We start from the raw sequence: 22525 nt of genomic DNA on the forward strand, positions 1-22525 counted from the left end.
GTCAGACGTACTTCTTGAACCAGGCCAGCGTGTCGTTCCAGGCGGCAGTTGCCTGCTGTTCGTTGTAGCGTTCGCCGGTGTCGTTGTGGAAGGCGTGGTCGACGCCGGGATAAACCTTGAGCTGGTTGCGCACGCCCGTACCCGCCAGGGCATCCCGGAGTTGGGGCATGGGCCCGGTGATCCGGTCGTCCTGTTCTGCGTAGACACCGAACACCGCAGGCTTGATGGACGGCACCTTGTCCAGGTCGGGGGCCGGCCCATAGAAGGCCGACGTCGCCTTGAGGCCGGTGATCTCCACCGCCGACTGCCAGGTGATGCCCCCGCCGAAGCAGTAGCCGGTCATGGCAATGCGGCCCTGCTCCACGAAGTCCTGCTTCTGCAGGTAGTCGAATCCCGCCGCAAAGTCCGCAACGTGGCGCTGGGCGCCAGCCTGCGTCAAGGCGCCCGGAACGGCATCGCGGTCCAGGCTTGCGGTACCGCCTTCCCTGCTCAGCAGGTCGATCGCCAGGGCCGCGTAACCTTCCTTCGCGAAACGCCGGGCCACGTCCTGGATATGGGGTGTCAGCCCGCGGTTCTCGTGACAGACCAGCACAGCGGGGCCGGGCTTGCCGCCCTCGGGCCTGGCGAGGTAACCACTGATCTCGGTGCCGCCGGACGAAAACTTCACCGTCGACGTCGTAATTCCGGCTGCCCCCTCGGGAACGGACAGCGGGCTCTTCGCCCCCGGAACGGCGCCCCCTGAGGCGGTGCCCGTGGCGGAGCCGGACGTCGGCGTGGGAGTGGGCATGGGATCGGTGCTGCGCGGAACTTCCTGGGGCGTGCATCCGACCAGGAGCATCGCGGCGGACGCGGCAGCCATGCTGCCGGTGATGAACGCGACCCGACGGGTGAAGGTGTGCTGGCTCATGGCCCCGGCACGGTAGTCGTCGAAAAATTCCTCGATCAGGTACTTCTCAAACTTGCCAAGCTGGGTCATCACGGCCTCCTGGAGTTTTGCCGCTTATCCTCCTCCGAACGCCAATGCCAGGCAAGGCACCGGCTGCAACCCATTGCCGGCTAGGCCTGTGCGCCGCCTTCCAGGCCCTTGGCATAGGCGGCCTGCCCTGCATGCTGAAGGCAGTCCGCAATGGTGCTGACCAGCCGCACGCCGAACGTGACCGGCGGGTCCCAGCGGGTATCCACGACGCGGTCAAGGTCAGCGTCGCCGAGCGTGCCCAGAACCTCCGCGGTCTGCCGGTGGACCGCCCCGTAGTACTCAGCCAGCAGCTCCCGCGGTGCCCGCACGGCGTCGACCTCATCCGACGAATGGCCGTAGCCGGTGTCCCGTTCGGGGAGCGGCAGACCAAACCTGCCGGCATAGCCCTGCGAGGTCCAGACCTGTGGCAGCCCGGCCGCGGAGGCAACCTGCGCGTCCTCTACCCGGCTGAGGTGCCAGATCAGCCAGGCTATGGAGTTGCCGTTGCCTACGGGCCGGCGGACCAGGCTCTCCTCGTCGAGCCCTTCGAGCGTGTCATCCACGATTTCGCGGATCCGGCCAAAGGCATCCAGCAGCAGGTCGTTGGAATTCATGGGTCCCCTTACATTTGGCTGTGGGCGGCGACGGCAGGATCCGAACCGATGCGGGCACCGGCTTCGAGGGCGGTGATGGCGTCAAGCTCGGCAGGTGCCAGGATGACGCCGACGGCCGCCAGGTTGTCCCGCATGCGGCCACTGTTGGCTGACTTGGGAATAACTATGGTGCCCTGGGGGAGGTGCCAGGCCAGCACCACCTGAGCAGGGGTGACGCCGTACTTGTCGGCGGCGGTTGTCACGGCCGCTGCGTCCAGGTCGGCACCCTGGCCCAGGGGGCTGTACGCTTCCACGGCAATGCCCAGGGAGCGGCTCTTTGCCGCCAGTTCGGGCTGCTGGAACGTGGGGTGCAGCTCGAACTGGTTGACGGCCGGAACAACGTCCGCCGAGCGGAGGAGCGTGTCCAGGTGGTCCGCCAGGAAGTTTGATACTCCGATCGCACGGATCTCACCGCTGGCGTGCAGCTTCTCCATCGCTTTCCAGGCGTCGGTGAACAGGTTCCGGGATGGCACCGGCCAGTGGATCAGGTACAGGTCAACGTAGTCCATTCCCAGTTCACGGCGGCTGTTCTGGAAGGCTTCGTGGGCTGTGCCCTGCTCGCCGTTGCGCAGCTTGGTGGTGAGGAAGATGTACTCGCGGGGGATCCCGGAGGCAGCGATCGCGGCGCCGACGGCGGCCTCGTTGCCGTACGCCGCCGCGGTGTCGATGTGGCGGTAGCCGGCTTCCAGGGCGTCCTCCACGATGCGCTGGGTCTCTTCCGGGGGAACCTGGAAGACACCGAAGCCAAGCTGCGGGATCTGGACACCATTGTTCAGGGTGACATTCGGTACGGCGTGGTGTGGCGTCATCAGGCTCTTCCGTTGCTGGGGCGGGTCATCCCAAGTATGCCTGCCTTCGGGCCGGCGGCCGAGCGCCCTGAGGGTGAGCGGGCCACCTGGACCATTGGTATGACTTCGGGAAGCCATGCGCCCAACACGGCCAGCGCAATAGCCCAGGTTGTTTCCTGCCGTTTCGGGCCCGCTCACGGTTCGTGTCCCCGTGACCATTTCACATCACGACGGCGACCGGCGCCACCGCTTTTGCGCGCTTCACCCCACCGGGCAGCTGAGCCTTCCGGCCTGAACCGCCCGGGACTAGGATTTTGCCTGTCGTACCCGGGAACGCTGACCGGCACCGGTCCGGCCGGCAAGAGCTAAGGGGGAAGCGCGGTGAGCAGGGAGACCAGGCAGAGCGGGCCGCATTGGCGGCGGGTGATGGCGGCCCTGGCCAACCGTGATGCCCGGACCGCCTACGCACAGATAGTGCTGGGGGCGGCCCCCGATGATGTGTCTTCCGGTCCGTCCGGCCAGCGTCGCGGCCGGGCCATCGCCGCCCTGCTCGACGCAGGGCTGGTCGAACGGACCGCCGGCAATCAACTGGAGGCATCCGAGTCGGTCTTCCGCGAACTTCTCACGCAGCAGCCCAGACGCCAGCCGCAGACGGGAGTGGCGCGGTTCATGCGTCTTGGGGGCCGGATCGACAGATATCCGTCCAGCCAGGCGGAGCGGCGCGAACTCCTGGCCTGGATTGCCGGGGAAAGCTTCGAGCCGGGCGAGGAGCTCACCGAACGAAAGGTCAATGAAAGGCTCCTGAGCTACACCGACGATGTGGTGCTGCTGCGCCGCTACATGATCGATTTCGGCGTGCTGGAGCGGACGCCGTCGGGATCCTCCTACTTCCGCCCGAAAGACGGGTAGACTCAGCCGCCCCGCGCCTTCCGGGTGGCGGCATCGTTGGCCTTCTGGAGCGCCTCGACAAGTTCGGCCTTGCCCATCCTCGAACGCCCTTCGACGTTCAGTTCCCGGGCCAGTTTGTAGAGGTGCTCCTTCGAGGCGTTCGCGTCCACGCCGCCCGCGGTGGGCGCCGGGGAATCCAGTCCCTCCGCCGCGTGCTGGTCAGACGGGCCCCGCTTCTCTTTCGGTTCCCAGTGGTCGCCCACCTTCTCGTAGCTGTGCTTCAGCGCTGCGAAGGCTGTCCGCGCAGCCCGGCTCTCGTCATTGCCGTAGGACTCCAGCGCCGAGTCGTAGGTCTTGGCGAAAGTGTCCTGGGCTTTCTGCTCCGAACGCTGCAGCGTCGAGGGAAGCTCTTCCTTGCGGGCGTGATCGTTCCTGCCAGTCTTGGGCATGCCACCAACGCTCCTTCATCAACAGTCACACCATGCCGATGGAACCAATGCTAGGCATCCTCCGAAGCCAGATCGAGGTCCGGGATGTCCAGCAGGCCCAAATCTTCCAGCACCGTTTCGTCCTCATAGGTGTTCGCAATGCACCGGACCAGGGCAGGCGGTACGCGGAAATGCGTGTCGATCGTCAGGATCCCCTGCCCGGCGAGTGCCTCCAGCGTGCATGGCCGCGGCCTTCAACGAATCAACCCTGGCCCTTTCCTCCGGTGACGCACCTGACCGGGCGTCCAGCACAGTATCCTTCTGCGGCGGATCCTCCGAGGCCGCAGCCAGCAGAATCGAGGCCACCGTTGCGGCAACGAGGACTTCCCACGGCTGCTCAGGGTCATAGCCCAGCACTGAGGCCGCAAGGAACTGGTCGACGAAGAACACCAGTTCCTCCAGCCGGTCCTGGGTGTTGCCGGCCTGTCAGACGCTGACGCGTTTATTCGCCAACCGGGCAGCTTGGGAAAACCTTGCAGGCAGCCTACTGTCCCCCTCAAACAGGGGGTTGAAACGGACGCACACTCTCAGGTTTCGCACGTATTTCATAATGTGCCGGGCACACACTGGCCTTGTCACTGAAGCACAGGTAGCCGCGAACCTTAGCTTCAGATCGCCGGGTCCGGAACGCATTCCCCCCCCCTTGCACCGGACCCGGCGGACGACTCCTACGGGCAGTTGATCCGAGGAGCTGCACTGGAAACCCGTAGGCTTCGTGCTCCGGCGGGGCTCGTGCAGCCTTTCGCGCCGCGCTGCCCCCTCATCTTGCTGCCCCCTCATCTTGGGGGGGTGGGAACCAAGTACTTGCGGGCCGGCCCCACTTTTTCCTAGGGATCGCCACCGACAGTGGGATGGTCCTGAAGCGGCAGGTTGGGGAGACCCCGGCTCAGGACAACCGGGGCCCGCCGCATTCCCCAGCTGCAACGGGCACGGTGCCCAGTGAAACCACGGTCTGAAGCAGGTCTCAAACATGCGCGATCAACAAAAAGCTGGGGCGTTGGCTCGCGCCTCGGCTTCAAAGCTGTCCTCTCCGCGCCCGTTCCGGCAACGCCGACGCGCCTGGAGTGCACTCCTGTCGGCGGCACTTGCATTCGGCGGACTGTCCGTCAGCGGCGTCGGTGTCGCGGACGTCGGGACAATTGCCCACGATACGCTTCGGACCGGATGGGATAGCAGCGAGAGCACGCTCTCGCCGTCGTCCGTCTCGTCCGCGAACTTCGGCAAACTGTTCTCCACGGCGGTGGACGGACAAGTCTACGCCCAGCCACTCGTGGTCGGCGGCACCGTGATTGCCGCGACGGAGAACAATGCTGTTTACGGGCTGGACGGCGCCACGGGGGCGACGAGGTGGCAGCGTTCTGTCGGGCCTGCATGGCCGGCGTCAACCGTGAGCTGCGGCGACCTTACGCCCAACATTGGAATCACCTCCACTCCGGTCTTCGACCCGGCGACCAACAGCGTTTTCCTGCTGGCGAAGACGAACGACGGGGCGAGCCCGCAACTTCCGCATTGGTACATGCACTCGCTCGATCCGGCGACCGGGTTGGAGAGGGCCGGGTTCCCTGTGCTCATCAGCGGTGCCCCCACCAACGACCCGACCCGCCCTTTCAACGCGATGACCGCCATGCAGCGGCCCGGACTGCTGCTCATGAACGGGGTGGTGTACGCGGGCTTCGCCAGCCACTGCGACTACACCCCCTTCGTCGGCTACGTCATCGGCGTGTCGACCAGCGGCCAGCAGACGACGATGTGGGCCACGGAGTCAGGGAACGCCAACGCGGAAGGCGGCATCTGGCAGTCCGGCGGAGGACTGGTATCCGACGGTCCCGGGCAAATCCTGTTCGCCACCGGGAACGGCATCTCCCCGCAGGCTGGCCCGGGCAACACGCCTCCCAGCACCCTCGCGGAATCGGTGGTCAGACTCCAGGTTGGAAGCGATGGCAATCTGAGCCCCACCGACTTCTTCAGCCCCGCCAACAACCTCAAGCTGGACCAGAACGACACCGATCTGGGTTCCGGGGCGCCGGTTGCCATCCCTGACGGCTATGGCACGGCCGAGCACCCGCACCTGCTGGTCCAAGTCGGCAAGGACGGCCACGTCTACCTGCTGGACCGGGACAATCTGGGCGGCATGGCCCAGGGGCCGGACGGAACCGATGCGGTCCTTGACGCCGCCGGACCGTACAACGGGGTGTGGGGACGGCCAGCGTTTCTCGGGACGGCTGATGGCGGGTATCTCTACACCGTCGAGAACAGGGGCTTTCTGCGCGCATTCAAGCTTGCCCCGAGCAGCACGGGCGGAATCAGGCTCGCCTCTGTCGGAACCTCCGCGGGCACATTCGGGTACACGTCCGGCGCGCCGGCGGTGACTTCTTCCGGCACGGACGGGTCATCGGCCCTGGTGTGGGCCGTCTACTCCACCGGAGGAACCGGGGTCAATGCGGAACTGAGGGCCTACCGCGCCCTCCCGGACAGCACCGGGTCCCTTCAGCAAGTGTTCAGCGCCCCGATAGGCACGGCAGCCAAATTCTCCTCGGTGGCCACTGACAACGGCCGGGTGTACGTCGGCACGCGCGACGGCCGCGTGCATGGCTTCGGTGCCCCGACAACTGCAGCTGTGGGTGCGACGGACACCGACCTGGGCGAGGCCGAAGTGGGCGCCACCCAGACCGGCAATGTCACTGTCTCCGCCACCCGGGCAGTGACGGTCAGCTCCGTCACAACAGAGGCACCGTTCGGGATCGGAACTTCGAGCAGCCTGACTGGGACGCTGCAGACGGGCGATAGCCTCACCGTCCCGGTAGCCTTCTCGCCGACAGCACCCGGGCAGGCTGACGGCGCGCTGACCGTCACGACGGCCGACGGTGAGACCGTGCGCCTGGGTATCCACGGCGTCGGCACACGAGACGGCCTGGGCGCCACCCCGGCCGCGCTCCAGTTCACCAACGTGCCGACTCTGACGAGCAGCCGGCAAACCGTCAACATCGTCAACACCGGTGCGACCGTCGTCGAGATCACCGGCGTAACCCTGCCGGCCAACGCGGAGCTTAGCGTCGACGCCACCATGCTGCCGGCCGTGGGCCAGCAGATCCAACCGCTCGCATCGGTTCCGGTGTCGGTGACTTTCAGCCCCGCGACAGCAGACCCGGTGACCGATTCGCTGGTCATCGCCAGCGACCTGGGTTCCGTGACCGTGCCGCTTACCGCAACGGCCGTTTCCGGTGCGGCACGCCTGGAGATGCCGTCCACGCTGGACTTCGGGGACGTCCCCGTCGGAACATCGGCCACGGCTGACTTCACAATCAGCAACACCGGCAACATCCCGATGACGGTCACCAAGGCGAAGGCTCCGCAGGGCGTCTTCTCGACCAACGCCCCCATCTCCGAGGGCCTCACGATCCCCCCTGGTGAGTCCGCCTTCCAGAGCGTGACCTTCACGCCGACGGCTCTCGGGCAGGCCGGCACTCAGGACACCTTCTACCTGATCACCGCGGATGACGGCCAAGGCGAGCTGAAGGTCATGCTCGCCGGCAACGGCACCGACGACCCAATCGCGGTCAAGGCACAATCGATTGGCGCCGGCCGCCCCGCGTCCTCCCTCGGACGGGCGCTGACCGCACAGTACGCCGTTGCGGATGGAAAGTGCCAGGACTTCGTCAGCGGGGTGATCTGCTGGTCGCCAGCGACGGGTGCACATGAGGTCCATGCCGCGACCTATACCAGCTACAAAGCCGCGGGCGGCGCCGCGGGCATGTTCGGATTTCCAACTACCGACGTGATGGCCACGCCGGACGGGGTAGGCCGGTACAACCACTTCTCCGGTTCGGGCGGAGCCTCCATCTACTGGTCCCCCAAGACAGGCGCACACGAGATCCACGGCGCGATCCGGACCAAATGGGCGTCCCTAGGCTCTGAAAAGGGCCTGCTCGGCTACCCCACCACCGACGAGATGACCACGCCGGACGGGGTGGGCCGGTACACCCACTTCTCCGGTTCGGGCGGAGCCTCCATCTACTGGTCCCCCAAAACAGGCGCGCACGAGATCCACGGCGCGATCCGGACCAAATGGGCGTCCCTAGGCTCTGAGAGTGGCCCGCTCGGCTACCCCACCACCGACGAGAAGGCCACGCCCGATCGGGTCGGCCGGTACACCCACTTCTCCGGTTCGGGCGGAGCCTCCATCTACTGGTCCCCCAAGACCGGCGTACATGAGATCCACGGTGCGATCCGGACCAAATGGGCATCTTTGGGCTGGGAGAAGGGCCGCCTCGGCTATCCGATCACGGACGAGTACACGGTCCCTGTGGGAAGGGAATCGGATTTCCGCGGCGGTCGGCTGGTCTGGACGGCTCGGACAGGAGTAGTCAGCGGATAGCCATGCGCCCAGCGACGGGCGTCCTTGCGGCTCATGGGTCCCGTCCGCGCTCGACGCATTCCCGACGGATCGCGATAAACTGGATCGATCATGGTCGGTGCCCTGCTCCGTCGTCTGGCCTGGTTCGTCGTTCTGGCGACCCTCCTCTCGGCTTGCTCGCCCGCTCTCCGGCTCGACGAGGCCTCCGCGACCGATCGACCGATCCAGACGTCCTTGGCGCCGCTGCCCACACGCGGTGACGTTCCCCCTCCTCACCTGACCCCGTCCCCCACCGCGACATCGGTTCCTACACCGGCACCGGTGCCCCGGGTGTTCGCCCTCAACCTTTACCAGGAGGGGGACTTCGTTCCCCAGTACACCTTTGAGTGGTGTGTGGCGGCCAGCATCCAGATCATGCACAATCTCATCGACGACACGGGGGCCGACATCTGGGCCGACCGGGTTCAGCAGGGCGAGCTGTGGGAGGCTGCCCGGGCACGGTCTACCAACTCGTTCAACGGTGCCAACCCCTTGGGTTGGGCCAAGGTGCTGACCAAGGTCGGGATGGGGCCCTACGCCGTTGTCAGCATTGCCGACTATAAGGAAGCGCTGCGGACTGCGGCGCGCGCCATCGCCGACACGGGCCGGCCGGTCGGGCTGGTCATGTGGCGCGGCCGGCACGTCTGGGTGATGAGCGGCTTCACGTCACTCGGCGACCCCGACCGGTTCCCAAAGTTCTCGGTCACCGGCATCCGCGTCCAGGATCCGCTCTACCCGTACGGCGACCAGCGGTGGGGACCGTCCCCCGCGCCCAACGCCCTGCTCACCCCCGAGCAGTTGGCGACGCAGTTCGTCGTCCGCGAGCCGCGGCGCTGGAGCAGCAATCTGCCGACCGGCTACATGCTGGTGCTTCCGCTCGCCAAAACCTGATCGGAAGAACGCGGATCGGGCCGTGGCGTCCGGCGCTGCCAGTCACACGGGGGTGGTCAGCCTCCCCTGCGCCCCTTGACGCTGGCCTTTATGTCCTCCAGCGCGGCCAAATCGTCGCCGTTGGGTTCGCTCCGGACGATGGCGAGCGTCTCCAGCATGTAGCCCAGGTCGACCGACGTAATCGTGTAGGTGTAGGAACTGACGGTGATCGTGCCCCTGTATTGGGGATCCTCCAGGTTCGTGAGCGCAGCGATCAGCGCTCCCGACTCCTCCACGATCGGCCGGCTGGCGTCCAGCTGCCAGTCATCATCCTCCCGGCCCAGAAACGTGGAGTACCGCGGCAACACCAGTGACCACGGAGGACGACGCGGCGGCGTACCCCTGCCCGGGGCTTCCTCGAAATACCCTGTGCCCTGCTCAAACCGCATTCCCCACGGCGCCAGAACGAACCGGCCACTGCCATCGAGGCTGACCTCCCAGAACCCGCCCGGAAAGTATCTGAATGAGCCCGTCTCACCCTCCGGCCCGGAAGCACTCCTGAACCTGGTGGCAAAATCCCCCGCGACAAAGCCGGGATCCGCATGGGCCAAGAGCCCAATCAGCTGCTGATGACTGGGGATCATGGAACTCCTCGCCTTCTCTTCACATCATCCCGATTATGACTCCAGCGGCGCCGGCGGGGTGAGTCCCTTGAACGGCTCCAGCCGCCTCTTGAACTGATGCCTGTCGGCATCCGCGAGGAGCCCATTCGCCCCATAGCCCAATGTGATTGTGTTCGGCTGCCAGAACGAACCGTCAGCCGGTCGAAGTTGTTCCTCAAACCGGCCCTCCTTGTCCTGCGACAAGTCCTGAAACATGAATGACAGCCATTGCCCAGCCTGGCCCTGCGCTGCACCGGAAACCAGCACCTGCGTTTCCGGTGTCGGCCCGCCCAGTTCACGGATTCGGTCCTCAACCGACCAGAGGTCGAAGGTATCCAGTGCGGGCGGCGAATACCCGTATCTGGCGCTGACGTCGCCGATGATTCGGATCACCCGCTGTTTGTCGCTCCAGGCTTGAGGCACGCTGGTGCTTTGGGATCCGGGGCTGTTCACCGCGGTCAGGAGCGACTGCCCCCCGAAGGAGTTTTCCACCGGTTTATGGAAGATACTGGAGCCAGGCTGCTCATTCTCGGGCACCCACTCGATCCCGAATTCGACGCTGAGTGCTGTCTTGATCTCGGAAATCATGCTCCGGCCGGCCGCGTAGCCTTCCTCCGGCGTGGGACCCCGAAGGATTTCCTGGGGGTCGACGCCGGCAGCACCTGGGTAGTCGCGCCAATATACCGTTCGCTCGGTGCCGTCGGCATTCATTGCCACAGTGGTCCGTCCAACAGACTCGCTGATCACGTGGTGGGCGATGGCTGCGACCGGAACCGCTGCTGTAACCCCGGCCAGCGCAATCGCGCCACCAAGCCACCACCGACGCCGCCGTACCGGCTGGCTGCGAGTCATCCCAGCACCCCCATACTGTTCCTGGATCGAGGCTACAGGTGACCGGCCATTAGGGCCATCACGCTGCTATGCGGGGATCAGGGTGTAAGGCCTGGCCGACTGTGAGACCCAAGGGCACTTGGCGAAAAGCGCCAGATACGGACCACCGTGATTCCGCGGTACTGGTGGACTACCGCCCATGTCGGCTGACTGACCTAGTTCGCGAAATTGATGGGCAATGTGAAGTCCCACGCCATCACGACGGCTACCTTCTCGGGCAGCATGGGCGTCACCCGATGCCGTTTCATACACCGCTAATGATTACGTGGCCGGCAACGTCCAAAGCGTGGGTAAACACTGCCGTCCAGCGGGTGGTTAGGCTGGGTGGATGGCGACAGTTATTCTCGTGCGGCACGGCCGCACCACAGCCAATGCCACTGGACTGCTGGCCGGTCGGGCCGCCGGTGTCAACCTGGACCAAGTCGGGCGCGAGCAGGCGGCTTTCACCGGAGAGCGCCTCGCGGCAGTGCCCGTAGTTGGGGTGGTATCGAGCCCTCTGGAGCGTTGTCAGCAGACCGCCCGGCTCATCCTCGATCGCCAGGCTGGCACTCCGTACGCGCCGTTGGAGCCCGATCTTGTCGAATGCGATTACGGCCAGTGGCAGGGCCGTACGCTCAGTGATCTCGCAACCGAAGATCTGTGGTCGGTTGTGCAGTCGCAGCCGGCCGCCGTCGTCTTTCCCGGCGGTGAATCCCTGGCCGCGATGCAGGCTCGAGCGGTAGCAGCCATTCGCCGCCACGATGCAGCCTTCGAAGCCGAGTACGGGCCAGGAGCCGTGTGGGTGGCGGTGAGTCACGGTGACGTCATCAAATCAATCCTTGCCGACGCGCTTGGCATGCACCTCGACCTGTTCCAGCGTATTAACGTGAGCCCTGCCTCCATATCAATCGTCCGCTACAGCGCCACTCGGCCAAGCGTTTACGCGACCAACACCGAGGCCGGGGATCTGTCCTGGCTGTCGAACAGCACCCACTCTGTCGACGCACCGGTGGGCGGCGGTGCAGGGCAACAGGCGCCATGAAGCGCCTGTGCCTAAAATGCTCTTATGCCTACACGTGTTCATGAGTTCGACTGGCCTGATCGGGTCGTCGTCGGCACCATTGGCCTTCCGGGGGCACGGACGTTCTACCTGCAGGTGCGGGCAGGGAGTCAGATCGTAAGTATCGCCATGGAGAAGCAGCAGTCGGCCCTGCTCGCTGAGAAAATCGACGAAATCCTCGACCAGCTTCTCAACGTCGAGGGCAACCCTCACAGCGTTCCCACCACTACTCCCATTGAATTGGTTGACAATGACCAGCTCGAGGCCGTTCAGGAGCAGTTTCGGACCGGCGCCATGAGTTTAGGTTGGGACCCGACGACGGCGCAGGTTGTGATAGAGGCCTACCCGATCACCGATGTCGACGCGGATGACGACGACGAATCGCTTGATGAGGATGACGCCGACGTGCCCGAAATGCTGCTGGTGCGGATGCCGGTTGGCACCGCCCGCGCATTCGCCAAGCGCACACGAGAAGTGGTGGGCGCCGGGCGTCCCGCCTGCCCGCTGTGCGGTTATCCCGTGGACGTCGATGGGCACGTCTGCACCCTGCCCGAGGTCTGATGCTGGCACCCGACCTTCTGACTGCCGGGCTCACGCTGACCGGGCGCATCACGACGGCGTCGAACGCCACCTTCCTGGGCACCATCGGCGACACCGCGGTCGTCTACAAGCCGATCGCCGGGGAGAAACCGCTGTGGGATTTTCCCGACGGCTTCCTCGCCCACCGGGAGGTCGCCGCCTACCTGGTTTCAGAGGTCCTCGGCTGGAATGTGGTGCCACGCACCTGGCTGCGCGATGGTCCCTTGGGCAAGGGAATGGTCCAGCTGTGGCAGGAGACTGACCCCGACCAGAACGCGGTGGATCTCGTTGCGGCGGACGACGTACCGAACAGCGGGTGGAAACACGTCCTCGAGGGTCAGGATGAGAAGGGGCGGGTGGTCGCCCTCATACACGAGGACACGCCAGAGCTCAGACGCATGGCGGTGTTCGACGTCGTCGTCAACAACGCTGACCGCAAAGGCGATCACATTCTTGCCATGTCATCCGGACACCGGCACGGCGTGGACCATGGGCTCACCTTTCACCGTGACCACAAGCTGCGCACCGTGCTCTGGGGGTGGCTGGGAGACACACTGACCGACAAGGAAAGCGACGGCATCGATCGTGTCATCGAAGGACTGCGCGGTGAGCTGGGCCGAAACCTGGCGAACTTGCTCAGCGCCGAAGAAGTCGCTTCACTCGCCGCGCGCTGCACACGGTTGCGTTTGGCAGGGCGATTCCCGGCTCCAAGCGGCGAGATGCCCTCGGTGCCCTGGCCGCTGTTTTAAGGATGTTTGAACTGAGGTACGCCCATCACGTCCATGGCTGGTTCTCCTGACGTGGTGTGTATGGACGGGGCATGTGCGCCCGGAATGGAATTGCGAAGGCGCCGCCTAGATCACCTCAAGCACGCGCTTGCGGGTGGGCGGGGGATGGGAGCGATCGAGATCAGCCAAGTCGCGGGGCGTGAGCCGAACGTCGAGTGCATGGTGGCATTCCCGGACATGCTGGGGGCTTGAGGCCTTCGGAATCGCCAGGACGAGCGGCTGCCTGAGCACCCAGGCGAGGGCGATCTGTGCGGGGCTGACACCGTGTTCGGTTGCGATGCGTACCAGCACGGGATCGTCCAGCATTCGGCCCTGCTCCAGGGGCGAGTACGCCATCACCGGGATGCCCCGCCCGATGCACCCGGGCAGCAGATCGAACTCAATGCCCCGGCGGGTCAGGTTGTACACCACCTGGTCGGTCGCGACCTTCTGTCCGCCGGGCAGGCGCAGAAGGTCTTCCATGTCCGCCACGTCGAGGTTGCTGACGCCCCAGTGCCGGATCTTTCCGGCGCGCTGCAGGGATTCGAAGGCTTCGAGGGTTTCGGCCAAGGGAACAATGCCCCGCCAATGCAGCAGATATAGGTCGATGCTGTCCGTTCCAAGGCGCCGCAGACTGCCCTCGCAAGCGGCGACGGTTCCGCGCAGCGTGGCGTGATGCGGCAGGACCTTGGTGACCAGGAACGCCTCATTGCGGCGTGCTGCCAGCGCCCTGCCAACGAGTTCCTCGGCGGCGCCGTTGCCATACATCTCGGCGGTATCGACCACGGACAGCCCAAGGTCCAGGGCCATCTGGATCGCAGCCGTCTCCCGGGCGGCGCTGCCGGGGTCCTCACCCATTCCCCACGTTCCGATCCCGAGCACCGGAACAGCTTCACCGGACGGAAGAAGTATCTCGCGCATCGTAACTCCCGTCAGAAAATGCCCGTTCCCGCAGTGAGATGAATGCCCGCCGGTTGATACTGCCGGATGGTCGGGTGGTGCTGCTGGCAGCACGGCCGGTGACCCTGCCCGGCAGCAACGTGTTTGTTCAATCTACTCCCCCGGATCAGGGCACGATAGGTACCCTAAGTCCGGGATCGGCGCCGTGCGGCTTCTGAGGTCCCGGTGATTCCCGGCTGCTCCATGTGCCGCTTTCCCCGAATGGGTTAAGCCACCGTCGCCAGGGCTGCAGCGATGGGCAGGCTGCCGTCACGGAACCCGATAGTCCGGCCGACTGCGGCGGGCAGCTCCAGGACGGCCGCAGCGACGGCTGCAACCACCATCAAGAAGGCCATCTTCACCCCGGCACCTGCCGGAGACAGGCGTCCGCCGAAGAGTGGGTGCCGGAGCTCCGCAAGACCGTCCGCCAGGAGCGGCACGTGGCTTGGAGCGTTCTGATGCACCGGGCCGATGAAGTCCGCGCAGTCGCACTCTAGCTGGCCTTGGGCTCTGGAGGATATAACATCGGACGCCGGGGTACCGGGTAGTCCTGACATCGACAATCCGGAGGTCAAGGAAGTAGCAATAACTTTCTTTTCACTATCAACGGCGACGGCCCGGCTGACCCTATAGAGTCTGTGGCTATGACCGAAACAGCCAGTAACGTCCCGGTTCGATCCGTCCGGCGCGTCCTCATCGTGCACGGGTACGAATCTTCGCCGGATGCCAACTGGTTTCCTTGGCTTCAAAGCGTCCTCGAAACTGAAGGCGTAGCAGTCACAGTGGTCCCTCTCCCCGACCCAGACGCTCCTGACAAGGCAGCATGGGAGGAGGCTGTCAGCGCGGCACTGGGAATGCCCGATGCGAAAACCGTAGTTGTGGCACACTCCCTCGGTGTAGTCACTGTCCTACGTGTACTAGCGGCCCTGGAGGAGCCGTGGGAGCTGGGCGGTCTCGTGTTGGTGGCAGGCTTCGCTGAACCACTGGAAGCACTGCCGGAACTCGATGGCTTCCTCGCAACTGACGTTGAGGTTGAACGGGTAGTAACAAACATTAGGGCACGAACAGTGCTCCGCTCCGACACGGATCCTTTCGTGCCGCCGGCAGCATCCGATGACCTCGCCAGGCGCCTGGACGCACGGCTGCAGGTCCACCCGGGTGCAGGACACTTCATGGCAGACGACGGCGTCACAAGGCTCCCGGCTCTGCTTGACGCGATTCGGATCAAGTAGGGCAACCGTGCAGTAGTCCCCCTGCACGGCGCCGAGCAGTAGCTCCTCCACCGCAGGCCATTAATAGGACCGGGCCAGGCCGGATTGGCTGCTCGCGCCCGGGAGGCCGCTAGGTGGTGTCAAGTCAGGTGGGCGTCAATGGGATGCCGCGAATCCACGGACGTCGCCCGTGCTGCGGCGCTCGTCTTGGGCGAAGAGCCCGGCCAGGATCCGATCGGATTCCGCCTGTGCCGCGACGTCGAAGGCTCCGCCTGTGATCAGCAACTCGTCAGCTCCGGAGGTCGCGAGCAGGTGCTGGACTTGGGTCCGCACCTCGGAGGCCGTGCCGTAGAGCGATGTGGACAGGCTCTTTTCGACCGCTTCCTTTTCCCGGAGAGTCAGCCCGGCCCACTCGGTCGGACCCACGGGCGCCAAGGCAGCGAATTCGCCGGTGGTCCTGGAACGGGCCAGCGCGACGGCTTCGGGCAGAAGCAGTTCCCTCGCCGCCTGGCGGGTGGCGGCCACTGCTACGTCGGCGGAAACCAGGATGAAGGGCCGCTCGAACCAGCGTGATGGACGGAACTGTGAGCGGTACCTTTCCAGCGCCGGGAGTGTGCCGTTCTGATCCCTCCGGAACACGGCTGGCCCGCCCAGCACCACCGCCAGGCCGGCACGGGCTGCAATATCGATTCCCGAACCGGTGGCCAGTACGAATACCGGTGTGGCCGAATCGTTCCGCGGCCGGGCAGTGATTGGCGCCGCTCCCGACAGGTAAGCAAGCAGTTCGGCCAGCTGGTCTTCAAACCGCTCCGCCTCCTGTTTCCCGGCGCCCAGCGCATTCCGCACTGCCGGGGTGAAACCGACAGACCGGCCAACACCCAAGTCGATCCGCGCGGGATGCAGAGCCTCCAGCGTGGCCGCCTGTTCGGCCACCACGAGTGGTTGGTGGTTGGGAAGCATGACGCCTCCTGAACCGACCCGGATGGAGTGCGTCCGGGCGGCAACGGCAGCCATCAGCACGGCCGGAACGGAACCGGCAATGCCTGGCACCGCGTGGTGCTCTGCGACCCAGAAGCGGTGGTAACCCCATTCCTCGGCCCGCTGGGCCCGTTCCAGCACCCGGTTCAGGGCGTCCGCAGCAGGAAACCCGTCCCGGGCGTTGGCACGGTCGAGAATGGAAATCCGGGGAAGGGGAAGGGCCATACTGCTGGAACCACTCCGGGCGAGGAAGAATTCCGCTCCGGAAGGCTTTCAACCACGGTCGACAGCCGGGTTCAGCTCAACTGGCCCGCAGAGACAGACGACTCCGAGCCGGAGCGGGACGCTTTGGAACTCGCTTGGGTTCCTCTGTTCGTGGGGGCGCGGCATGGTGGCGGGTAGCTGGGTGCGCGAACACGTGTTCGGAGCGCCTGGGAGAACTAATCGCCAGATTTACCATCGCCCGTTCTGGGTGGAACAAAACGGCCCGGGCCATCTGCTTGCAAGCCTTCGAAGCAGATGGCCCGCCCGGCACATCGATCTCACAAGAGAACTAGAAGTCCCAGTCCTCATCCTCGGTATTGACGGCCTTGCCGATCACGTACGAGGAGCCGGACCCCGAGAAGAAGTCGTGGTTCTCGTCGGCGTTCGGCGACAGGGCCGACAGGATGGCCGGGTTCACGTCAGTGACGGACGCCGGGAACATGGCCTCGTAGCCCAGGTTCATCAGCGCCTTGTTGGCGTTGTAGTGCAGGAACTTCTTGACGTCCTCGGCCAGGCCGACGCCGTCGTAGAGGTCATGGGTGTACTGGACTTCGTTCTCATACAGCTCGAAGAGCAGCTCGAAGGTGTAGTCCTTGATCTCCTGACGGCGGGCCTCGGAAACAGTCTCCAGCCCGCGCTGGAACTTGTAGCCGATGTAGTAGCCGTGCACCGCCTCGTCGCGGATGATCAGGCGGATCAGGTCAGCCGTGTTGGTCAGCTTGGCGCGCGAGGACCAGTACATCGGCAGGTAGAAGCCGGAGTAGAACAGGAAGCTTTCCAGCAGCGTGGAGGCCACCTTGCGCTTCAGGGGGTCATCGCCCTGGTAGTAGTCCATGACGATCTGGGCCTTCTTCTGAAGGTTCTCGTTCTCGGTGGACCAGCGGAACGCCTCGTCGATCTCCTTGGTGGAGGCCAGCGTGGAGAAGATGGACGAGTAGCTCTTGGCGTGCACGGACTCCATGAAGGCGATGTTTGTGTACACGGCCTCTTCATGCGGTGTGAGCGCGTCCGGAATGAGCGAGACGGCGCCGACGGTGCCCTGGATGGTGTCCAGCAGGGTCAGGCCGGTGAACACGCGCATGGTCAGCTGCTGCTCCGCCGGGGTGAGCGTGTGCCACGACTGGACGTCGTTGGACAGCGGCACCTTCTCCGGCAGCCAGAAGTTGTTGACGAGGCGGTTCCAGACCTCCACGTCCTTGTCGTCCTGGATGCGGTTCCAGTTGATGGCCTCGACGTGGCTCAGCAGCTTGACCTTCTCGGTCATGTCATCCCCTAAAAAGTTGGGTGGGTTCTTACTTCAAGCGTACGACGGCGGGCGGGCGCCCGCCGTCGTACTCTCACGATTTAGTTGAAACTGAAACTACAGGGCGCAGCTGACGCAGCCCTCAACCTCAGTTCCTTCCAGCGCGAGCTGGCGGAGGCGGATGTAGTAGAGCGTCTTGATGCCCTTGCGCCAGGCGTAGATCTGGGCCTTGTTGATGTCGCGGGTGGTGGCGGTGTCCTTGAAGAACAGCGTCAGGGACAGGCCCTGGTCCACGTGCTGGGTGGCAGCGGCGTAGGTGTCGATGATCTTCTCGTAGCCGATCTCGTACGCATCCTGGTAGTAGTCCAGGTTGTCGTTCGTCAGGTACGGCGCCGGGTAGTAGACGCGGCCGATCTTGCCTTCCTTGCGGATCTCAATCTTCGCCGCCACCGGGTGGATGGAGGACGTCGAGTTGTTGATGTAGCTGATCGAGCCCGTCGGCGGCACGGCCTGGAGGTTCTGGTTGTAGATGCCGTGCTCCATGACGGAAGCCTTCAGCGCCCGCCAGTCATCCTGGGTGGGGATGGGGGTGCCGGCGAACAGCTCACGGACCCGCTCCGTCTCAGGAGCCCACTCCTGCTCCGTGTACTTGTCGAAGAACTCACCGCTGGCGTACTTGGACTTCTCGAAGCCGCCGAACTTCTGGCCCGTTTCGATGGCGAGGTTGTTGGAGGCCCGCAGGGCGTGGAACAGCACCGTGTAGAAGTAGATGTTGGTGAAGTCCAGGCCCTCTTCGGAACCGTAGTGGACCCGCTCACGCGCCAGGTAGCCGTGCAGGTTCATCTGGCCAAGACCGATGGCGTGTGACTTGGCATTGCCCTCGGCGACGGAAGGCACGGAGTTGATGTAGGACATGTCCGACACTGCGCTGAGGGCACGGATAGCCGTCTCGATCGAGGCACCAAAGTCCGGGGAGTCCATGGTCTTGGCGATGTTCATCGAACCGAGATTGCAGGAGATGTCCTTGCCGACGGTCTGGTACGTGAGGTCCTCGTTGTAGAGGGACGGCGTGGAGACCTGCAGAATCTCCGAGCAGAGGTTGCTCATGGTGATCTTGCCGTCGATCGGATTTGCCCGGTTTACGGTGTCCTCGAACATGATGTACGGGTAACCGGACTCGAACTGGATCTCCGCGAGGGTCTGGAAGAACTCGCGCGCGCTGATCTTGGTCTTCTTGATCCGGGCGTCGTCCACCATCTCGTAGTACTTCTCGGTCACGGACACGTCCGAGAACGGCACGCCGTAGACCCGTTCGACGTCGTACGGCGAGAACAGGTACATGTCCTCGTTCTTCTTGGCCAGCTCGAACGTGATGTCCGGGATGACGACGCCGAGGGAGAGGGTCTTGATGCGGATCTTCTCGTCCGCGTTCTCACGCTTGGTGTCAAGGAACCGGTGAATGTCCGGGTGGTGGGCGTGCAGGTAGACAGCACCGGCGCCCTGGCGGGCACCCAGCTGGTTGGCGTAGGAGAAGCTGTCTTCGAGGAGCTTCATGACCGGAATGACGCCGGAGGACTGGTTTTCGATCTGCTTGATCGGCGCCCCGTGCTCGCGGATGTTGGTCAGCGAAAGCGCCACGCCGCCGCCGCGCTTGGACAGCTGCAGCGCGGAGTTGATGCCACGGGCGATCGACTCCATGTTGTCTTCGATGCGCAGGAGGAAGCAGGAGACGAGCTCGCCGCGCTGGGCCTTCCCGGCGTTCAGGAACGTGGGAGTTGCCGGCTGGAAGCGGCCGTCAATGATCTCGTCCACCAGGCGGGCGGCGAGTTCCTCGTTGCCGCGGGCCAGGTGCAGCGCCACCATGCAGACGCGGTCCTCGTAGCGCTCAAGGTAGCGCTTGCCGTCGAACGTCTTCAGCGTGTAGGACGTGTAGAACTTGAAGGCGCCCAGGAAGGTCTCGAAGCGGAACTTCTTCTTGTAGGCGCGGTTGAACAGGTCACGGATGAAGTTCATCGTGTACTGGTCGAGGGTTTCGCGCTCGTAGTACTGGTTCTTCACCAGGTAGTCGAGCTTCTCCTCGAGGTCATGGAAGAAGACCGTGTTGTTGTTCACGTGCTGCAGGAAGTACTGGTGGGCAGCCTCGCGGTCAGCCTCGAACTGGATCTCTCCGTTCGGACCGTAGAGGTTCAGCATCGCGTTCAGCTCGTGGTAGCCCAGGCCTTTGTAGGCAGCAGGGAGCGCCGGCTTCTCCTGCTTTTCAACAGCCGTGTCCATGGACGCGTCCTTTCCTTCGGGCCTGGTTACTTCTGTGTCTGCGACAGTCGTGTCCAAAACTCTTCCAATCCTTCTTGTACACGGGAAACGTCTTCCGGCGTACCCATGAGTTCAAACCTGTATAGGTGGGGGACCTTGCATTTGGCGGCGATGATGTCGCCTGCCATGCAGTAGTTGTCCCCGAAATTCGTGTTTCCGGCCCCGATGACGCCGCGGAGCAGGCGCCGGTTGTCCGGGTTGTTCAGGAACCTGATGACCTGCTTCGGCACCGAACCCTCGCCGCCTGTGCCACCGTAGGTGGGGACCACGAGCACGAACGGCTCGCGGGCAACGAGGGGTTCGTCCTTCGCATGCAGGGGTATCCTGGCGGCGTCGGCACCGAGCTTGCCGATGAAGCGCCTGGTGTTCTCGGAGGCCGAGGAAAAGTAGATGAGGCGGCTGTGGGTCTGGTTCACGGGCGGTGTCTGACTGACGGGCGTCGTGTCCGCAGCAGGGGCTGCGGCCGGCGCATCGGCAAATGCCGGCGCGGCCATGCGAGTCACCTCATCTACTTGGGAATTCTCTGCCGGAAACGGCTGGGCGCGGCCTTTAGGCCACGGAAGCGGAGGCGCTGAGCGCCAGCTCTTCGATCTTGTCCGGGCGGAACCCGGACCAGTGGTCCTGGTCCGTCACGACCACCGGTGCCTGCATGTAGCCGAGCGACTTCAGGCGCTCAAGGGCGTCGGCGTCCTGGGAGATGTCCACGCTCTGGTAGGCGATGCCCTTCTTGTCCAGCGCCCGGTAGGTAGCGTTGCACTGTACACAGGCCGGCTTGGTGTAAACCGTAACGGTCATGGTTCCTGTCCCCTTTATTGAAATCACTGCTGCTGCACTCTTCTGAGACCTTGCTGGTGTCTCTGTCTTTAAATCTCTGGCATCGAAGCGGTGGACTCTGCCCGGACCTTACCGTCCAGTACTGGCTGCGCCGGTCTCCCGCTCAATCTGTATGTCGATACTACATGTAGTGCGCGGCCCCGGATGGGACCCCAAGATGATGTATTACAAGTATGTCATTTAATGCACTTTTAATCCACAGGCCGGGGCCCTCAAAATGTCCGGATTTCCGGCTTTTTGGCGGACGGAATCCACACCCTGTGGAGTACTTAGACACATTTAAACGCCAGCGTGTCGTCCCGTAGACGGCGTGTCGCGGCACCCGCGGCGGCCCCTTTTCAGTGGCCCGAAGCACAGCAGTGGGGGTCCCGAAGCATGCTTCAGGACCCCCACTGTGATTAAGCAAACGCCGGACCAGGGCACGCGCTTCCAGCGGGCTACGGTTGTGCCTCCCGGCGGACTACAGTTGCGCCTCCCGGCGGTCAAGGACGATCTGCTGCACGTCCAGGTATCCGGCCTGGAAGCCGGCCCGCGAGTAGCAGAGGTAGAACAGCCACATCCGCTGGAAGACCTCGTCGAACCCGAGCCCGCGCACTTCGGCCGCGCGCTGCAGGAACCGCTCCTCCCACAGTCTCAGGGTGGCGGCGTAGTGGTCGCCCATACCCCGGCGCTCACGGACCCGGAGGGTGGTGTGCCGTTCCGTGACGGTCTCGATCGCCCGCACTGACGGCAGGAACCCGCCCGGGAAGATGTACTTGTGCACCCAGGTGTAGGCGTTGCGGGTGGCGAGCATCCGCCCGTGCGGCATGGTGATGGCCTGGATGGCCACCTTGCCGCCGGGCGCCAGCACCCGGTCAATGGTCTGGAAGTAGACGGGCCAGTATTCGTAGCCCACCGCTTCGATCATCTCCACGGAGACGACGGCGTCGTACTCGCCTTCCACCGCGCGGTAGTCCTGCAGTCCCACCGTTACCTGCCCGGAGAACCCGGCGTCCGCGATCCGCTGCTGCGCGAGCGCCTGCTGCTCACTGGAGAGGGTGACCGTGTACACGGTGGCACCCCGGGCGGCCGCCCGCAGGGCCAGCTCGCCCCAGCCGGTGCCGATCTCAAGGACCCGGGTGCCCGCCCCCACGCCGGCCTTGTCCAGCAGCCTGTCGATCTTGGCCTGCTGCGCACCGGCCAGGGCATCCCAGCCCACCTCCGCCAGCTGGCCCGCCGAGGCCGGGAACAGCGCCGAGGAGTAGCTCATGGTGCTGTCCAGGAAGTTGGCGAACAGCTCGTTGGAAAGGTCGTAGTGCCGCGAGATGTTGCCGCGGGTGTTCTGCTCGGTGTTGCGCTCCTGCCTGGGCGCCCGCGGCAGGTACAGGCTCCGGAGTTTCTGCAGCGGCGCGGGGATGAGCGTGTCCACCGAGGAGGCAAAGACCTCGAGGACGCCGGCGAGGTCGGTTGCTTCCCAGTCCCCGGCCATGAAGGACTCCCCCAGCCCGATCAGCCCGTTGTCGCCGATCCGGACCGCGAAGTCCCCCGGACGCACCATGGTCATCACCCGGGCGTCGGGATTGCCGGTGCCCAGCACTGTCCCGTCAGGGTATTCCACCCGGAGCGGCAGGCGGCGGACCGCCGCCTGGAACAGCGAATCGGCGGCCCTGCCGGCCACCTGCGCCTTCATGCCCGCGGGCGGACGGGCGACGCCGGGCCACACGTCCGCGTCAATGGCCGCCGGCGCCGGCGGCACCCGGACGGCCCCGCCTGGCGGGTTTACCTGCTGCG

Annotated in this window: 20 protein-coding genes and 1 pseudogene; 7 read left to right on the forward strand and 14 right to left on the reverse strand. The window is 64.8% G+C overall.

Annotated elements, in window-relative coordinates:
- Nucleotide 1: 1 nt before the first annotated feature.
- The 3 genes from AC5RWD_RS09610 to AC5RWD_RS09620 form a co-directional block, all read right to left on the reverse strand.
- Nucleotides 2-976 (reverse strand): dienelactone hydrolase family protein, encoded by a 975-nt coding sequence (locus AC5RWD_RS09610; protein ID WP_494019796.1) that lies wholly within the window; start codon nt 974-976, stop codon nt 2-4.
- A gap of 80 nt (nt 977-1056) precedes the next feature.
- Nucleotides 1057-1569 carry a mycothiol transferase gene (locus tag AC5RWD_RS09615; RefSeq protein ID WP_494019797.1) on the reverse strand — a complete coding sequence of 171 codons (513 nt, stop codon included), beginning with the start codon at nt 1567-1569 and terminating at the stop codon, nt 1057-1059.
- 8 nt (nt 1570-1577) lie between these two features.
- Nucleotides 1578-2417, reverse strand: a complete 840-nt coding sequence (locus AC5RWD_RS09620; protein ID WP_494019798.1) for an aldo/keto reductase — start codon at nt 2415-2417, stop codon at nt 1578-1580.
- A 360-nt stretch (nt 2418-2777) separates the two neighbouring features.
- Between AC5RWD_RS09620 and AC5RWD_RS09625 the strand changes: the two genes are divergently transcribed.
- A complete protein-coding gene (locus AC5RWD_RS09625) occupies nt 2778-3305 on the forward strand; it encodes a DUF2087 domain-containing protein (RefSeq protein ID WP_494019799.1) in 528 nt (175 codons plus the stop codon).
- 2 nt (nt 3306-3307) lie between these two features.
- Here AC5RWD_RS09625 and AC5RWD_RS09630 read toward each other — a convergent pair whose 3' ends face one another.
- A complete protein-coding gene (locus AC5RWD_RS09630) occupies nt 3308-3733 on the reverse strand; it encodes a ChaB family protein (RefSeq protein WP_494019800.1) in 426 nt (141 codons plus the stop codon).
- 1009 nt (nt 3734-4742) lie between these two features.
- Between AC5RWD_RS09630 and AC5RWD_RS09635 the strand changes: the two genes are divergently transcribed.
- Nucleotides 4743-8147, forward strand: coding sequence for an Ig-like domain-containing protein (locus tag AC5RWD_RS09635; protein WP_494019801.1), 3405 nt, complete (start codon nt 4743-4745; stop codon nt 8145-8147).
- 90 nt (nt 8148-8237) lie between these two features.
- Nucleotides 8238-9056 (forward strand): hypothetical protein, encoded by an 819-nt coding sequence (locus tag AC5RWD_RS09640; protein WP_494019802.1) that lies wholly within the window; start codon nt 8238-8240, stop codon nt 9054-9056.
- Between the two features lie 56 nt (nt 9057-9112).
- Here the strand turns inward: AC5RWD_RS09640 and AC5RWD_RS09645 are convergent, their stop codons facing one another.
- Together AC5RWD_RS09645 and AC5RWD_RS09650 are read right to left on the reverse strand one after the other, a co-directional pair.
- The gene (locus AC5RWD_RS09645) at nt 9113-9679 is read right to left on the reverse strand and encodes a hypothetical protein (protein ID WP_494019803.1); all 567 of its coding nucleotides are present in this window, start codon (nt 9677-9679) and stop codon (nt 9113-9115) included.
- A gap of 33 nt (nt 9680-9712) precedes the next feature.
- Nucleotides 9713-10549, reverse strand: coding sequence for a hypothetical protein (locus tag AC5RWD_RS09650; protein ID WP_494019804.1), 837 nt, complete (start codon nt 10547-10549; stop codon nt 9713-9715).
- Between the two features lie 367 nt (nt 10550-10916).
- On the opposite strand from AC5RWD_RS09650, the gene AC5RWD_RS09655 reads away from it, so the two are divergent.
- Genes AC5RWD_RS09655 through AC5RWD_RS09665 form a run of 3 tightly spaced genes read left to right on the forward strand, consistent with a single transcriptional unit; the run spans nt 10917 to nt 12955 of the window.
- Nucleotides 10917-11609, forward strand: coding sequence for an MSMEG_4193 family putative phosphomutase (locus AC5RWD_RS09655; protein WP_494019805.1), 693 nt, complete (start codon nt 10917-10919; stop codon nt 11607-11609).
- A gap of 24 nt (nt 11610-11633) precedes the next feature.
- The gene (locus AC5RWD_RS09660) at nt 11634-12188 is read left to right on the forward strand and encodes a DUF3090 domain-containing protein (protein WP_494019806.1); all 555 of its coding nucleotides are present in this window, start codon (nt 11634-11636) and stop codon (nt 12186-12188) included.
- On the forward strand, nt 12188-12955 hold the full coding sequence (locus AC5RWD_RS09665; RefSeq protein ID WP_494019807.1) for an SCO1664 family protein: 768 nt from the start codon (nt 12188-12190) through the stop codon (nt 12953-12955). Before AC5RWD_RS09660 ends, AC5RWD_RS09665 begins: the two co-directional genes overlap by 1 nt.
- A gap of 105 nt (nt 12956-13060) precedes the next feature.
- Here AC5RWD_RS09665 and AC5RWD_RS09670 read toward each other — a convergent pair whose 3' ends face one another.
- Together AC5RWD_RS09670 and AC5RWD_RS09675 are read right to left on the reverse strand one after the other, a co-directional pair.
- Entirely contained in the window at nt 13061-13894 is an 834-nt protein-coding gene (locus AC5RWD_RS09670) for an aldo/keto reductase (protein ID WP_494019808.1), read from the reverse strand.
- A 245-nt stretch (nt 13895-14139) separates the two neighbouring features.
- Nucleotides 14140-14250: pseudogene (locus AC5RWD_RS09675) on the reverse strand (NAD-dependent dehydratase); the annotation flags it as partial.
- Between the two features lie 306 nt (nt 14251-14556).
- On the opposite strand from AC5RWD_RS09675, the gene AC5RWD_RS09680 reads away from it, so the two are divergent.
- Nucleotides 14557-15144, forward strand: coding sequence for an RBBP9/YdeN family alpha/beta hydrolase (locus AC5RWD_RS09680; protein ID WP_494019809.1), 588 nt, complete (start codon nt 14557-14559; stop codon nt 15142-15144).
- Between the two features lie 135 nt (nt 15145-15279).
- Here the strand turns inward: AC5RWD_RS09680 and AC5RWD_RS09685 are convergent, their stop codons facing one another.
- The 6 genes from AC5RWD_RS09685 to AC5RWD_RS09710 all read right to left on the reverse strand — a co-directional run bounded on the left by AC5RWD_RS09685 (nt 15280) and on the right by AC5RWD_RS09710 (nt 22490).
- Nucleotides 15280-16326, reverse strand: coding sequence for an MsnO8 family LLM class oxidoreductase (locus AC5RWD_RS09685; protein WP_494019810.1), 1047 nt, complete (start codon nt 16324-16326; stop codon nt 15280-15282).
- Nucleotides 16327-16654: 328 nt separating this feature from the next.
- The gene (gene nrdF / locus AC5RWD_RS09690) at nt 16655-17629 is read right to left on the reverse strand and encodes a class 1b ribonucleoside-diphosphate reductase subunit beta (RefSeq protein WP_494019811.1); all 975 of its coding nucleotides are present in this window, start codon (nt 17627-17629) and stop codon (nt 16655-16657) included.
- A 96-nt stretch (nt 17630-17725) separates the two neighbouring features.
- Nucleotides 17726-19882: a class 1b ribonucleoside-diphosphate reductase subunit alpha gene (gene nrdE / locus AC5RWD_RS09695; RefSeq protein WP_494019812.1), complete on the reverse strand. Its 2157-nt coding sequence runs from the start codon at nt 19880-19882 to the stop codon at nt 17726-17728.
- A gap of 26 nt (nt 19883-19908) precedes the next feature.
- Nucleotides 19909-20415, reverse strand: coding sequence for a class Ib ribonucleoside-diphosphate reductase assembly flavoprotein NrdI (gene nrdI / locus AC5RWD_RS09700; protein WP_494019813.1), 507 nt, complete (start codon nt 20413-20415; stop codon nt 19909-19911).
- Nucleotides 20416-20470: 55 nt separating this feature from the next.
- Nucleotides 20471-20716: a glutaredoxin-like protein NrdH gene (nrdH, locus tag AC5RWD_RS09705; RefSeq protein ID WP_076802586.1), complete on the reverse strand. Its 246-nt coding sequence runs from the start codon at nt 20714-20716 to the stop codon at nt 20471-20473.
- A 499-nt stretch (nt 20717-21215) separates the two neighbouring features.
- Nucleotides 21216-22490 carry a class I SAM-dependent methyltransferase gene (locus AC5RWD_RS09710; protein WP_494019880.1) on the reverse strand — a complete coding sequence of 425 codons (1275 nt, stop codon included), beginning with the start codon at nt 22488-22490 and terminating at the stop codon, nt 21216-21218.
- Nucleotides 22491-22525 lie beyond the last annotated feature (35 nt).

Source organism: Arthrobacter sp. CMU6, assembly GCF_059090205.1.